The sequence below is a fragment of the Latilactobacillus parafuchuensis genome (assembly GCF_055271665.1).
Genome location: NZ_CM143875.1, coordinates 100,249 through 115,337, shown reverse-complemented (window position 1 = coordinate 115,337; position 15,089 = coordinate 100,249). Strand labels below are relative to the sequence as shown.

Below are 15,089 nucleotides of genomic sequence, written 5' to 3'. Positions count from 1 at the left end.
AAAATGGCATCTAATACGGCGAGACAACTTGTAGCTCCTGAATTAATACCAAACCAACAACCAACAATACATACAGCCCCTAATGAACAGCCTAATCGGAAAGTCGCTTTATCGGCGATGGAGAAGATGACGTTAGCCATTATCGGTATCGCTTTTTTTGGAATGTTGGTGGGCTTATTGACGACTAAAATTGCGGTGGTTAATGCGCAACGCGACTTACAAACCACATCGCGGTCAATGACTCAAGTGCACGCTAGAAATAGTGATTTAAAACAGGAGATTGGTGAATTGACGAGTTCAGATCGCTTAGATGCCTTTGCCCAAAAAAATGGTCTGACGTTAAATGAAAATAATATTCGGAATGTGTCTAAATGAAGTTAGTTAAAAAGACACGTAAGAGTCCACAATGGAATCGACGCGTATTTGGCAGGCTTTTAGTGCTAATTATTGCGGCGATTTTTGTGGTTTTTGCCGGACGCTTCATCTATATCGCTGCAACCGGGCAGATTGCAGGGGTTGATTTGACCAAGCGTTCTCACAAAAAATATGAAGAAGACACGGTCGTGCGGGCGCAGCGCGGGACAATCTATGATTCATTGGGTAATGTCTTAGCACAAGATACGAACGCCTATTCAGTGTATGCCGTCTTGAGTCACGATTATGTCGGGACCAATAAAAAACCACTTTATGTCACAAATAAGAAAAAAGTGGCCAAAATATTAAGTCAGTATTTACCATTAAGTGAAGCTAAAATTTATAAACAGTTAACGCCAACCAATCAGGCGGTCTATCAAGTTGAATTTGGGAGCGCGGGTCAGAACTTATCGTTGAGCATCAAACGCAAGATTGAAGCCCAAAAGTTAACTGGGATTTATTTTAAAGAATCACCCACGCGGTTGTATCCAAACGGGACTTTTGCCTCACACGTTATCGGTTTAGCCCAAACGTCAAAAAGTGCCACGGCTGATGGCAGTCAAGATTTAGTCGGGGTGATGGGAATTGAAAAATATTTCAATCAACAGTTAACCGGTGAAGATGGTTATAAGAATTTAATGCAAGATTCTTACGGCTATGCGTTAAGTCAAAAACAAAACAAGGTGAAAGCCGCTAAAAACGGTCAAGATGTTTATTTGACCTTAGATTCACGGCTGCAATCTTATCTCGAAAGTCTATTAACGACGGTCAATAAGAAATATAAACCGGTTAGCATGAACGCTGTTTTGATGAATGCTAAGACGGGTGAAATTCTAGCAGCCTCTCAACGACCAACGTTTAATGCCAGCACCAAAAAGGGCATTGGCGACATCTGGCGCGATACATTGGTCGAAGATGGTTATGAACCAGGGTCGGTCCTAAAGATTGCGACCCTCTCAGCGGCCATCGATTCTGGCCATTATAATCCCAATGAATATTATAAATCCGGTTCGGTTCAAGTCGGTGATAAAAAAATTAGCGATTGGCAAACGAGTGGTTGGGGCACGATTCCGCTCAGCCAGGCCTTCGCCCGTTCCAGTAATGTTGGGATGGTTAAGTTAGAACAGGAAATGGGCTCCGATGTTTGGAAGTCATACCTGACCAAGTTTGGCTTCATGAAGAAAACCGGTATTGAGTTACCTGGTGAAGTGGCAGGATCACTTCAATATACGCGGCCGTTGGATCAAGCAACGACTTCATTTGGTCAAGGGATTAACGTCAATGTGATGCAAATGTTACAAATGACGAGTGCGATTGCCAATAATGGCACGATGATTCAACCACAAATTTTAGCGGGCGTTGGTAAACGTAAAACGATTGAACCGATTAAAGTCGGTCAACCGATTAAGGCTAGCACGGCTAAAGAAGTTCTTCAGAATATGGAAGATGTTGTTTATCAGGATTATGGGACGGGCCAGGTTTATCAGATTCCGAACTATAAGGTTGCGGTTAAAACCGGGACAGCCCAAATTACTGCGCCAACCGGTGGTTATTTAACCGGTGCGAATAATTATATTTTCTCAGTGGGGGGCATTGCACCAGCTGATGATCCAAAATATATTTTATATATCACGATGAAACAACCGCAACAGATGACGGATAGTGCTGAAAAGATTCTGTCACAAATTTTTAATCCGATGATGCAACGGGCATTGGAATACACTAAAAAAGCCGAGAAAGATAAACAGCAACAAGTTAAATTGCCTTCCGTTTTAACCAAAGCGACTAAGACGGCGCAAAGTGAGTTGACCGAGGCTGGTCTAAAAACGGCGCTGGTCGGTAGTGGTAATTTAGTCGTCCAACAAGTGCCGAGTGCCGGCAGTATTATTTTGCCGAATCAACGAGTTTTGTTGATGACTAATGGGGCGATGACGATGCCGGATGTCACGGGCTGGTCCAAAAATGATTTATTGAAGTTATCTCAATTAACGGGAATTCAAGTTGAAATTAAGGGCAGTGGTTATGCTTATCAGCAAAGTTTAGCAACTAACGGGTTGCTAGATGGTGTTAAAAAAGTTAAAGTACAATTAAAATAAGTGAGTGTCGATTAAAGGAGTTTATCAAATGGCAACAGGACAATTTTTAGTACCCTTGATGAGTAGTTTCGTGATTACGGTGATTTTTATGCCGCTATTCATTGGTTATTTACGGATGAAAAAAGAGGGCCAAACGATTCGCGAAGAAGGCCCTAAGTGGCACGCTAAGAAAAACGGTACACCAACGATGGGTGGTTTATTATTTATTATCGCCGCCGTTATTTCGAGCCTCTGGGTTGGCCTTTATTTAGATCAACTAACGAATAGTCTATGGATCGTGTTATTTATCCTAGTGCTATATGGGTTACTCGGTTTTGCAGATGATTTCATTAAAGTCTTTAAAAAGCAAAATATGGGGTTGAAAGCTTGGCAAAAACTAGCCGGTCAAATATTGGGTGGAGTGGTTTTTGTTTGGGTTTATCAACATGAAGGTTTTAGTCATGCACTACAAATACCATTGATTGGTTCGATTTCGAGTCTTTGGTTATTTGTGCCCTTTGTTTTATTCTGGTTAGTCGGCTTTTCAAACGCGGTTAACTTAACCGATGGGATTGACGGGTTAGTGGCCGGTTTAGCAACGGTTTCATTTGCCACTTATACGTGGATTGCGTTCCAACAAAATCAAATCGATGTGGCGATTTTTGGCCTCAGCATGGTTGGTGGGCTAGTTGGGTTTTTACTCTTTAACCGCAAACCAGCGCAAATTTTCATGGGTGATGTCGGGTCATTAGCACTCGGTGGTGCACTAGCCGCGATGTCGATTCTATTGCATCGTGAATTCTCATTGCTATTAATTGGGTTAGTCTACGTGATTGAAACGGCCAGCGTCATGTTGCAGGTCGCGTCATTCAAGTTATTCCATAAACGAATCTTTAAGATGAGTCCGATTCATCACCATTTCGAAATGTCAGGGTGGAGTGAATGGCGGATCGATATCAGTTTCTGGCTTTTCAGTATTATTTGTTCAGCTATTTATTTGTTAATTTTCTAGAAGAGGGCGTAATTGATGAGAACAGTCGCAACGTATCAAAATCAAGCAGTATTAGTGTTAGGGTTAGGTAAAAGTGGGATTAACGCCGCGCAACTATTGTTAAAATTAGGGGCAACGGTCGTCGTCAATGACGGAAAAGATCAAGAAGCGTCAGAGGCCGTTGCCAAACTGCGGACTTTAGGAGCGACCGTTATTACGGGGAGTCATCCAGTTAGTCTGTTTGACGAACACGCTTTTAGCTACCTCTTCAAAAATCCGGGGATTCGTTATGATAATCCGATGGTCGAAGCAGCGATTAACCGCCAGATTCCGGTTTTAACGGAACCTGAATTGGCTTATGAAGTGTCAGAAGCGCAGTGGGTCAGTGTCACGGGGTCAAACGGTAAGACGACGACCACCACGCTGATTCAATTGATGCTCGATTATAAGCGTGCGCAAGGTCACGCCTATGCTGCCGGTAATATCGGGATTCCATTGAGTCAAGTCGCACAAAAAGTGACTGGTCAAGACGTCATGGTCACGGAATTATCGAGTTTCCAATTAATGGGAACGACCACGGTTAAACCTAAAATTGCTGTTTTGACTAATATTTATGAAGCTCATTTGGATTTTCATGGTTCTCGAGCAAATTACGTGCAAGCGAAGATGCGGATTGTTCAAAATCAAACGGCTGATGATTATTTCGTTGTCAATTGGGACCTACCAGAACTACGCGAATTAAGTCAACAAACGAAAGCTCAAGTGGTGCCTTTTTCACGTTTAGGGGCTAGTCAAGCTGGCGCTTATGTCGAAGCCGGTCAATTGTGCTTTAAAGGCGAAACGATTATGCCGGTCGAAGCGATTAATATCCCCGGCGCTCACAATGTTGAAAACGCCTTGGCCGCTTTGGCGGTGGCTAAATTAATGGGTCAATCGAATGAAGCGATTATCGAAGTCCTAACGACTTTCACCGGCGTTAAACACCGGATGCAATTTGTGACGGAATACCAACAACGGCGTTTCTATAACGATTCGAAAGCCACTAACATGGAAGCTACCGAAGTCGCTTTGAAGAGCTTCCAACAACCGATTGTCTTAATTGCCGGTGGACTAGATCGCGGCTTTACGTTTGAACCGTTATTACCATTACTGAAAGCCCACGTTAAGGCCGTTATTTTATATGGCGAAACTAAGCAATTATTAGCGCAAACTGCGAAAGAAGCGGGTATTCAAGACATCGAAATTGTCGATTATTTAACGGAAGCCGTTCCTGCAGCGTACGCCGCTAGTGCTGCTGGTGATATTGTTTTATTATCGCCGGCCTGTGCTAGTTGGGATCAATTTAAAACATTTGAAGAACGCGGTGATGTCTATTTAGACGCCGTCGACAAAATCATAGCAGAGTAAATTGGAGATTTTATAATGAGAGTAATGATATCTGGTGGTGGCACGGGTGGCCACATTTACCCAGCATTAGCGTTAATCCAACGACTGAAGGAACGTGGCTTATTAGACGACGTGTTATACGTTGGGACCCAACGTGGTCTTGAAAGTCGCATCGTCCCTGAACAGGGAATCGCGTTCAAAACGTTGGAGATTCAAGGGTTTAAACGATCGATGAATGTTGATGGGTTTAAAACGAATTTTAAAACAATTCAATTATTTATCAATAGTATTAAAGAAGCGAAACAAATGATTCGCGAATTCAAACCAGATATCGTGATTGGCACGGGTGGCTATGTATCGGGGTCATTGCTATACGCTGCTAGTCGCTTAAAAGTCCCAACGCTCGTGCATGAACAAAATTCAGCGGCCGGTGTTACCAATAAATTTTTAGCCCGGTTTGTTGATAAAGTGGCGATTTCATTTGAATCCGTCAGTGATCAATTTCCCATGCACAAAGTGGTTCTAACGGGTAATCCGCGGGCACAACAAGTGGCTGGGATGGTGCCTAATCAACGGTTGAGCGAATTTGGTTTAAAAACAGATAGCCCAACAGTCTTAATATTCGGTGGTAGTCGTGGGGCACCCAGCATTAACCAAGCCTTTATTGATGCTGTTGGTCAATTGAATCAACGGCCCTATCAGGTCTTATTTGTTTCAGGTCAAGTGCACTACGAACACGTTCAAGCTGAACTAGCCGGTAAACAAGTTAATCCAAACCTAGCAATCGTGCCTTATATCAGTAATATGCCTGAGATTCTACCTGATTTAAAGGCGATTGTCGGCCGTGCTGGCGCAACTAGTTTAGCTGAAATTACGGCTTTAGGGATTCCCTCAATCTTGATTCCAAGCCCGTACGTGACGAATGATCATCAAACTAAGAATGCGCAAAGTTTAGTCGAACAAGACGCGGCGATTATGATTCCAGAAGCTCAATTAACGGGGGACCGCTTAGTCGTTGCACTCGATCAAATGTTAGAAAATCCAGAAGACCAACATGCAATGGCCCAAGCGGCTAAGAAAATCGGGATTCCGGACGCCGCTGATCGAATTATCGAAGTGATTGAAACCATCATTTAATGAAAGTAAGGAGCGTGTGACTTGAAAAAAGAACAAAAACCCGGGGCACATGACCCGTTACAATTATTAAATATTTGGCGTTCCTATCAACTAAAACGTTGGAAAAAAGAACGTCGTCAACGGTTGAAACCGGGACGACCAACGATTAGTAATCAATTACCACAGTTCAAGGAACAACGCTCAGCTAAGACCAAATGGCGCTTAGTCGTTTTATTGGGATTGTTCACGGTGGGGACGGTCGTCTCGCTTTACTTTATTGCGCCAATCAGCGATATTCAACAGTTGGCCGTCAGTGGGACGAAGTCGGTACCAGATCAGCAAGTGATTAATGCGAGTCAAATTAGCTTAGGGGATAATGTGGTTTGGCAGGTGATGCACCAAAAAGAGACCAAACAGCGGATTCAAACTAAACTACCTAAGATTAAACGGGTTAATATTCAAGTGGTCCAATATAATCAAATCAATTTATCGGTTTCTGAATATCAAACGGTTGGTTATCTAGTTCGTGAAAAACAATACTATCCAATTTTGGAGAATGGTCAAATCTTAAAAACGAAGATGACACAATCCTTAGGAAGTAGTCCGGTTTATAGTGGCTTTAAGAATGATAAGTATCTTAAACAGGGGTTAAAACTCTATCGTGAATTTCCGAAGAGTATTCAAAGTGCTGTTTCTGAAATTCGGTTGACGGCTGGTAATAATAATCCCTATCAAATCCACCTTTACATGAATGATGGCAATGAAGTGATTGGTGATTTACGGACGTTAGCGACCAAAATAAAGTACTATCCAGTTCTTGTGAAGCAGATGAAGGGCAAGGGTCAATTTGATCTAGAAGTAGGCGCTTACTCTAAATTATTTAAAACTTCAAAATAGGTTAATTTAAATAGTAGTTAATAGTATTAAAATAACGGTATTCACTTTCTAAATAGAGTGGATATGTGGTACTATTTATCATAGGAGTCATTTTATTCTAATTGAATGTCAGGAGGTTCCACATATTTAATGGAGAATTCAAAAATTTATGTCGGTCTTGATGTTGGAACGACTTCAATTAAAGTAATTGTTGCTGAGTCAATGAATAAGCAGTTAAACGTCATTGGCGTTGGATCAGCTCGATCTAACGGCTTAAGCCGAGGCACAATTGTTGATATTGATCAGGCGGTTAACGCAATCCAACAAGCCGTTCAACAAGCAGAGCAAAAAGCAAATATTGAAATTAAACGAGTTGTTGCCGGGATTCCAGCCAACCTATTACAAATTGAAGAATGCCAAGGCATGATTGCTGTTGCGGATCAGTCTAAAGAAATCACGAGCCAAGATGTTCAAAATGTGGCGAGTGCCGCTTTAGTCCGTAACCTACCACCAGAACGCGAAATTTTAACGGTGCTACCAACCGAATTTACGGTTGATGGTTTTGATGAAATTAAGGATCCACGCGGGATGATGGGCGTCCGTCTCGAAATGTCCGGTGTTTTATTCACCGCCCCTAAGACGATGATTCACAATCTCAAGAAGTGTATTGAAAAAGCGGGCTTAGAATTGTCACAGCTAGTGGTTAATCCCCTTGCGCTTGGCAAGCTAGCCTTATCAGATGGTGAACAAGACTTTGGTTCAATCATTATTGATTTGGGTGGTGGTCAAAGTACCGCTGCAGTCATTCATGATCATCAATTGAAATTTTCAGTGATTGATCAAGAAGGTGGTGACCACATTACCAAAGATATTTCGGTCGTTTTAAATACCTCGATTGAAAATGCTGAAAAAGCCAAACGTGATTATGGTAACGCCGATTCATTGGCGGCTTCTGAAGAAGAAGAAATTCCAATCGAAGTCGTTGGTCAATCGGTACCAGTGCAAGTCACTGAAAAGAAACTGGCTGAGATTATCGAAGCCCGTTTGATGCAAGTCTTTGATCGTTTAAAGACAAGTCTAGATAAAGTTGACGCGTTCGACTTACCAGGTGGGGTCATTATGACCGGCGGCGTCACTGCGCTACCTGGGATTGTCGATCTCGCCAAAGAAATCTTCGATTGTCCGGTTAAATTATACATTCCAGATCAAATGGGGTTAAGACATCCTTCATTCGCACAGGGATTAGGTTTGATTAACTACATAGCTAACTTATCAGAAGTTGATTGGTTGGTTCAAAGTGCGCTGGGTAATGTAGAACAACCAACGACTGAAACACAACATTCAACTCAAATGGGGAAGACCCAAAATACAGTTGAAGAAGTACCTGTTAAAAAAACAAAAAAACAATCAAAAAATGGATTCGAAGGCCTCAAAAATTTCTTTAGTAACTTTTTTGAATAGGCGAGTCGTAATAGGAGGAAACAGCACATGGAAAATTCATTAGACGAATCACAAGCAAATAACGGTGCAGTCATTAAAGTGATTGGTGTCGGTGGTGCCGGTGGTAACGCGGTTAACCGGATGATTAACGAAGGCGTTAAAGGTGTCGAATTTATTGCGGCCAACACGGATGTGCAAGCCTTGGCAGATTCACAAGCTTCTACTAAGATTCAATTAGGCCCTAAATTGACTCGTGGCTTAGGTGCTGGTGCAACTGCTGATATCGGCCAAAAAGCAGCTGAAGAAAGTGAAGAAGTGATTGCTGAAGCCCTTAAAGGCGCTGACATGATTTTCGTGACAGCCGGCATGGGCGGTGGTACCGGGACTGGTGCTGCGCCAGTAGTGGCTAAAGTCGCTAAAGACATGGGTGCTTTAACGGTTGGGGTTGTCACACGACCATTTACCTTTGAAGGCCCTAAACGAGGCAAGAACGCGGCTTCAGGGATTGCCGAATTAAAACAACACGTTGATACAATGGTGATCATCGCCAACAACCGTTTATTGGAAATTGTTGACAAGAAGACACCAATGATGGAAGCCTTCAAGGAAGCTGATAATGTGTTACGTCAAGGGGTCCAAGGGATTTCTGATTTAATCACATCACCTGGCTTTGTCAATTTGGATTTTGCGGATGTTAAAACCGTGATGGCCAACCAGGGTTCTGCTTTGATGGGGATTGGTTCAGCAACTGGTGAAAACCGGACAACTGAAGCGACTAAGAAAGCTATCTCATCACCCTTGTTAGAAATTTCAATCGATGGTGCGGAACAAGTGCTCTTGAACATCACCGGTGGGCTTGATTTATCACTTTACGAAGCACAAGAAGCGGCTGAGATTGTCCAATCTGCGGCCACAAGCGAAGTTAACTTAATCTTCGGGACATCCATTAATGAAGATTTAGGCGATGAAGTCGTCGTGACCGTAATCGCAACGGGGATTAATGATGGCCCTAGTCATGCACGGCGGACAACAACCAACACAACTTCAGCACCCACTAAAAAAGTTGAAAATAATGACGATCCTTTTGGTAATTGGGATGTTCGTCGCGAACCAAGTGCGCGTGAACAAGCCCAAACAACCGAAAATTTTGATGACGTTGAAAAAAAGGAATTCGATATCTTTAAACGGACGGAACAAGTTGATGGCGACAGCTCTGAGACAAAACCGGATACGCAAAGTAACGATGATGTGCCACCCTTTTTCAAACGTCGGCGCAAATAGTTAATTCAATGAGGAGGCCTGACTAATGGCTGGTAAATTTAGTTTTAGTAATTTATTTGGAATGAATGATGAAGACGACTATTTAGCTGAAAATCAAGCCAATGAATCAGTTGAAGAACAAGCAGCTACACGGCCCAATAATATTGTGTCAATGCAAGGGGCGGCTTCAGCCAAACTTAACAAAATCGTTTTATGTGAACCACGGATTTATTCCGATGCTAAAAAAGTGAGTAAAAACTTGCTCGAAAATAAAGCGGTGATTGTGAACTTCACGCGAATCAGCGCTGAACAAGCAACGCGGATTGTTGATTTTCTAACCGGGACCGTCTTTGCGGTCAATGGTGAAATTCAACGGGTTGGCGAACAGATTTTCTTATGTACGCCGCCTAATTTTGAAATCGATGGAAATTTATCGGATATCGTTGACCAAAACGATTTTGATACTGAGGTGAATTAAGTGGTATCCTTTTTGATTCTGGTTTTAACACTTTTGTTATACGCTGTTAAAATCTATTTAGGTGTGATTGCGGTCTATTGTTTACTCACTTGGTTACCAGGTGGCATGCAATCTGGACTAGGTCGCTTTTTAGCGCGACTGACAGAACCATTTCTAGGAATCTTTGATCGGGTATTGCCATCAATCGCGGGGATCGGTTTTTCACCAATCGTTGCGGGGTTTGTGCTATACCTTGTCGAACGTGGCTTGGTCACGATCATGAATTTAATCATAATGGGGGCTTAATCGATGGCTGATCAGACAGATCTTTATCAACATTTTAGAAAGTCTGAAGCGCCGTTTGTTGCCCAAGTTTTGAGCTGGTTAAATCAAGCTGCGACTGAGTATCGACCGATTTTGACTGACTTCCTGGATCCACGGCAAGCGTATATTTTACAAAGTTTGGCTGGTGAAAATGGGGACTTAGCCGTTCATTTAAGTGGGGGCTACGTCGATGCTGAACGGCAACGAGCACTGATTGCACCCACTTACTTTGAACCGCAAGAGGCTGATTTTGAATTACAATTATTTGAAATTCGCTACCCCGTTAAGTTTGCCCAACTGTCACACGGTAAAGTCTTAGGGACTTTGGTGAACGCGGGAATCGATCGCGACGTCTTCGGCGATATCATGACGGATGAGGTGCATTGGCAATTTTTTGTTACGCAGTCGATGGCTAGTTACGTTAATAGTCAAATTACGAAAATTGGCCGGGTCACGGTTCGTTTGGAAGAATTGAATTATACGCAACTGATTGTACCGAAGGATACGTGGCAATTTGAACAAACAACGGTTAGCTCTTTTAGATTAGATACCATCATTGCGTCGGTTTATAATTTGTCACGACAACGCGCCAAAGAACTGGTTCAAGGTCATAAAGTTAAATTAAATTGGCAAGAATTTGATAAGCCAGATTTCGATTTAGCACTGCTCGATATTGTATCCGTTCGTGGTTTTGGCCGTATTCAACTCAAATCGATTGACGGACAAACGCGTAAAGAAAAATACCGAGTGACGTTGGGTATTTTACGGAAATAGTAGCAATTATTGGAAAGATGGAGGAATTTCAAAATGGTTTTAACACCTTTAGATATTCATAACAAAGAGTTTAATAATAAAATGCGTGGTTATAATCCTGATCAAGTCAATGACTTTTTAGATCAAGTGATTAAAGACTATGAAACAGTTTTGAAAGAAAACGATGCCTTAAAAGCTGATTTGAAATCAAGTGACGAAAAGGTGACTTATTTCAACGAATTAAAAGATGCATTGAACCAATCAATTATTGTGGCGCAAGAAGCAGCGGATAAAGTCAAAGAAAACTCAAAACGTGAATCTGAAATTATCCAAACTGAATCTGAAAAGAATGCTAAATCAATGTTGGATGATGCGACCGAAAAATCAAATCACATCATTGAAGATGCGACTGAACGTGCCAAGAAGATTGCCATTGAAACCGATGATTTGAAGAAACAAACTCGGATCTTCAAACAAAGATTACAAGTGATGCTTGAATCACAATTGGAAGTTGTTAAGAGCCCTGAATGGACTGATTTGTTGGCGAAAGACGAATTGGCTGATCATCAAACTTTGTCTGAAGAAATTGATATTACTGAACTTGACAACAAGGGTGATAATCAAGTAAACTCTACAACAGAAGCAGTTAAGCCTTGGGGCGAAATAGCTGAAGATCAAGTTGAAACGACGCAAACGATTGTTTTCCCTGATGATGATGTCATGTCAGATTCAGAAGAAACTGAAGATGCTGAAGTAACGACTGATCAAGCTTACGACCCAATCGAATCATCAACTGATCAAGTTGATACCGACGAAAACAAGAACTAACAGATTAAATATCATGATAGCGAGCCAACGACTGGTGGAAGGTTGGTAATGCTCTATTTAATTATGGATCACCTTGTTGTTTTTTAGATGAAATGAGTAGTCTAGAACGAATGATGCCCGTTAAAGCATTTTTGAGGAGTGTTTTTAACGCTCAAAATTAGGTGGTACCACGAAGATTTCGTCCTATAGACGGAATCTTTTTTGTTTGGCAAAAAATAAGAGGAGTGATTTGATGCGTATTAAAGAAACATTAAACCTAGGCAAAACAGCTTTTCCAATGCGTGCCGGTTTACCTAACCGCGAAATCGATTGGCAAAAGGGTTGGGCAGATAATAATCTATACCAACAACGACAAAAATTAAATGAAGGCAAACCAACCTTTGTCTTGCATGATGGCCCCCCATTTGCAAACGGCAATATCCATATGGGTCACGCTTTAAATAAAACCAGTAAAGACATTATCGTGCGCTATAAATCAATGAACGGCTTCCGGTCACCATTTGTGCCCGGTTGGGATACGCATGGTTTACCGATTGAACAAGCTTTGGCTAAAAAGGGTATCAAGCGTAAGGAAATGAGCTTAGTTGACTATCGTAAATTGTGTTACGATTACGCGATGGAACAAGTTAACAAACAACGGCTTGATTTCAAACGTTTAGGGATTTCAGCTGATTGGGACAACCCATACATCACGTTGACGGCTGATTTTGAAGCTGAAGAAGTCCGTGTCTTTGGTGAAATGGCTAAAAAAGGGTATATCTATAAAGGTAAAAAACCGGTTTATTGGTCACCATCATCTGAATCAACTTTGGCGGAAGCTGAAATTGAATACAAGGATATCAAATCACCATCGATGTACGTCGCTTTTGACGTGGTTGACGGTAAAGGTTTATTAGACACTGACACGAAGTTTATTATCTGGACGACCACGCCATGGACGATTCCAGCCAACTTAGGGATTGCAGTTAATCCAGCCTTTGATTATGTTCAAGTCCTAGCTGACGGTCAAAAATACGTCGTTGCTGCTGAACGTTTGAACCAAATGACTGAATTATTAGACTGGCAATCAGTTGAAATCTTGAAGACTTTCAAGGGGGCTGATATGGAACGCATGACGGCGCGCCATCCATTGTATGATCGTGAATCATTAGTCATCCTAGGCAACCACGTCACGCTAGAAACCGGGACTGGTTTAGTGCATACCGCACCTGGTCACGGTGAAGATGATTATAATGCCGGAATGAAATACAAGTTGCCCGTTTTATCAGTCGTTGATAGCAAAGGGATTATGACCGAAGATGCGCCTGGTTTCGAAGGTGTTTATTACGATAAAGCTAATCCAATGGTGACTGAAGCGCTTGAAAAGAACGGTTCATTATTGAAATTAGACTTCTTTACGCATAGTTACCCTCATGATTGGCGGACTAAAAAGCCCGTTATCTTCCGGGCAACTGCGCAATGGTTTGCATCGATTGATGCCTTCCGTGATCAATTATTAAATGAAATCAACAAAGTCGCTTTTATGCCTGACTGGGGTAAGACGCGTCTTTATAACATGATTCGTGATCGTGGCGATTGGGTGATTTCTCGTCAACGTGCTTGGGGTGTACCATTACCAATTTTCTACGCTGAAGATGGGACGGCGATTATCACGCCTGAAACCAATGAACGTGTCGCACAATTGTTTGCTGAACACGGTTCAAATGTTTGGTTTGAATGGGATGCTAAAGATCTATTACCAGCTGGCTTTACCCATCCAGGTAGTCCCAATGGTGAATTTACCAAAGAAAAAGACATCATGGATGTTTGGTTCGATTCTGGTTCATCACATCAAGCTGTATTAGCTGCTCGTGACGAGTTAACTTATCCAGCTGATCTGGTCCTAGAAGGCTCTGATCAATATCGTGGGTGGTTTAACTCAAGTTTAATCACGAGTGTTGCCTTTAGCGGTCACGCACCATATAAAGCAGTCATTTCACAAGGCTTTGTTTTAGATGGTAATGGTCGTAAGATGAGTAAATCATTAGGCAATACAATTTTACCTGAGAAGATCATCAAACAAATGGGCGCCGATATTGTCCGCCTCTGGGTCGCGTCAGTTGATGCTAGCTCCGACGTGAAGGTCACGATGGAAAACTTCCAACAAGTCAGTGAAGCTTACCGTAAGATTCGTAATACGATGCGTTTCATGATTGCCAACACGAGTGATTTCAATCCAGAAGCCAATACAGTGGCTTATGATGCCTTGGGTTCAGTTGATCAATACCTATTAGTGCGTCTGAACAAAATTATTGCTGATTGTAAGGCCGCTTATGACGTTTACGATTTTGCAACGGTTTATAAGACGATTAACATGTTCTTAACGAACGAATTATCAGCGTTCTATTTAGACTTTGCCAAGGATGTCGTTTATATCGATGGTGAAGATGATCCTAAACGGCGTAATATGCAAACGGTCTTCTATGCGGTCTTGGTCGCTTTAACGAAGTTATTGACACCAATCTTGCCACATACAGCTGAAGAAATCTGGAGCTACTTGAGTGAAGCTGAAGACTATGTTCAATTAGCTGAAATGCCAACGGTTGAACATTTTGCTGGCGAAGACGATTTATTGAAGACTTGGGCAGGCTTTATGACTATCAGAACGGACGTCTTAAAAGCCCTTGAAACGGCTCGGACGGATAAAGTGATTGGCAAATCATTGGAAGCCGCTGTGACGTTGTATCCCAATGCCGCTAATCAAGCATTGTTAGCCAATTTAGATGCGGATCTCAAACAATTATTGATTGTGTCACAATTAACGATTGCTGAAGAAACGGCACCTGAAACCGCTAGTCAATTTGATGGTTTAGCAGTCGTTGTTACCCATGCAGAAGGTGACGTTTGTGACCGTTGTCGGATGATTAAGACTGACGTTGGTTCAAACGAGAAGTTACCAATGATGTGCGCGCGTTGTGCTGCGATTGTCGAAGCCAACTATCCAGAAGCACTCTCTGAAGGTTTAGAAAAATAAGCAAATAATTTTAAAAAGTATGTTCACTCTAGAGAAGAGTGGCATACTTTTTTATTAGGCAAAGCTAACGATTACATGATGGCTAAATTAGGATTTGCTCATACTGATGTTCAAGATTGGCCTAGTTTGATAAGCTTGAATGAGTGCAAGAAAGGG

Annotated in this window: 13 protein-coding genes and 1 other annotated feature; all 13 genes read left to right on the top strand. The window is 42.1% G+C overall.

All coding sequences use genetic code 11. The features are described 5' to 3' along the window. Positions 1-3 precede the first annotated feature (3 nt). The 13 genes from ftsL (at position 4) to ileS (ending at position 14,933) form a co-directional block, all read left to right on the top strand. A complete protein-coding gene (gene ftsL / locus ACVPPQ_RS00710) occupies positions 4-375 on the top strand; it encodes a cell division protein FtsL (RefSeq protein ID WP_463495032.1) in 372 nt (123 codons plus the stop codon). Beyond that, positions 372-2,510, top strand: coding sequence for a penicillin-binding transpeptidase domain-containing protein (locus tag ACVPPQ_RS00705; RefSeq protein ID WP_463495030.1), 2,139 nt, complete (start codon positions 372-374; stop codon positions 2,508-2,510). Before ftsL ends, ACVPPQ_RS00705 begins: the two co-directional genes overlap by 4 nt. Positions 2,511-2,538: 28 nt before the next feature. Then, a complete protein-coding gene (gene mraY / locus ACVPPQ_RS00700; protein ID WP_463495028.1) occupies positions 2,539-3,501 on the top strand; it encodes a phospho-N-acetylmuramoyl-pentapeptide-transferase in 963 nt (320 codons plus the stop codon). Positions 3,502-3,516: 15 nt separating this feature from the next. Continuing rightward, the gene (gene murD, locus ACVPPQ_RS00695; RefSeq protein ID WP_463495026.1) at positions 3,517-4,887 is read left to right on the top strand and encodes a UDP-N-acetylmuramoyl-L-alanine--D-glutamate ligase; all 1,371 of its coding nucleotides are present in this window, start codon (positions 3,517-3,519) and stop codon (positions 4,885-4,887) included. A 15-nt stretch (positions 4,888-4,902) separates the two neighbouring features. After that, positions 4,903-6,003 (top strand): undecaprenyldiphospho-muramoylpentapeptide beta-N-acetylglucosaminyltransferase, encoded by a 1,101-nt coding sequence (gene murG, locus ACVPPQ_RS00690; protein ID WP_463495024.1) that lies wholly within the window; start codon positions 4,903-4,905, stop codon positions 6,001-6,003. Positions 6,004-6,024: 21 nt separating this feature from the next. Continuing rightward, positions 6,025-6,879 carry a cell division protein FtsQ/DivIB gene (locus ACVPPQ_RS00685; RefSeq protein WP_463495022.1) on the top strand — a complete coding sequence of 285 codons (855 nt, stop codon included), beginning with the start codon at positions 6,025-6,027 and terminating at the stop codon, positions 6,877-6,879. Between the two features lie 129 nt (positions 6,880-7,008). After that, positions 7,009-8,319 (top strand): cell division protein FtsA, encoded by a 1,311-nt coding sequence (gene ftsA / locus ACVPPQ_RS00680; RefSeq protein WP_463495020.1) that lies wholly within the window; start codon positions 7,009-7,011, stop codon positions 8,317-8,319. Between the two features lie 27 nt (positions 8,320-8,346). Further along, entirely contained in the window at positions 8,347-9,579 is a 1,233-nt protein-coding gene (gene ftsZ / locus ACVPPQ_RS00675; protein ID WP_463495018.1) for a cell division protein FtsZ, read from the top strand. A 25-nt stretch (positions 9,580-9,604) separates the two neighbouring features. Then, the gene (locus tag ACVPPQ_RS00670; protein ID WP_463495016.1) at positions 9,605-10,036 is read left to right on the top strand and encodes a cell division protein SepF; all 432 of its coding nucleotides are present in this window, start codon (positions 9,605-9,607) and stop codon (positions 10,034-10,036) included. 12 nt (positions 10,037-10,048) lie between these two features. Continuing rightward, complete coding sequence (locus tag ACVPPQ_RS00665) at positions 10,049-10,321, top strand: YggT family protein (protein ID WP_463495014.1); 273 nt, start codon at positions 10,049-10,051, stop codon at positions 10,319-10,321. Positions 10,322-10,324: 3 nt separating this feature from the next. Beyond that, on the top strand, positions 10,325-11,113 hold the full coding sequence (locus ACVPPQ_RS00660) for a YlmH family RNA-binding protein (protein WP_463495012.1): 789 nt from the start codon (positions 10,325-10,327) through the stop codon (positions 11,111-11,113). Positions 11,114-11,146: 33 nt separating this feature from the next. Beyond that, on the top strand, positions 11,147-11,920 hold the full coding sequence (locus ACVPPQ_RS00655; protein WP_463495010.1) for a DivIVA domain-containing protein: 774 nt from the start codon (positions 11,147-11,149) through the stop codon (positions 11,918-11,920). Continuing rightward, positions 11,898-12,109 (top strand) — a binding site (T-box leader). It overlaps the preceding gene by 23 nt. Before the next feature lie 43 nt (positions 12,110-12,152). Further along, positions 12,153-14,933: an isoleucine--tRNA ligase gene (gene ileS, locus ACVPPQ_RS00650; RefSeq protein ID WP_463495008.1), complete on the top strand. Its 2,781-nt coding sequence runs from the start codon at positions 12,153-12,155 to the stop codon at positions 14,931-14,933. Positions 14,934-15,089: the final 156 nt, after the last annotated feature.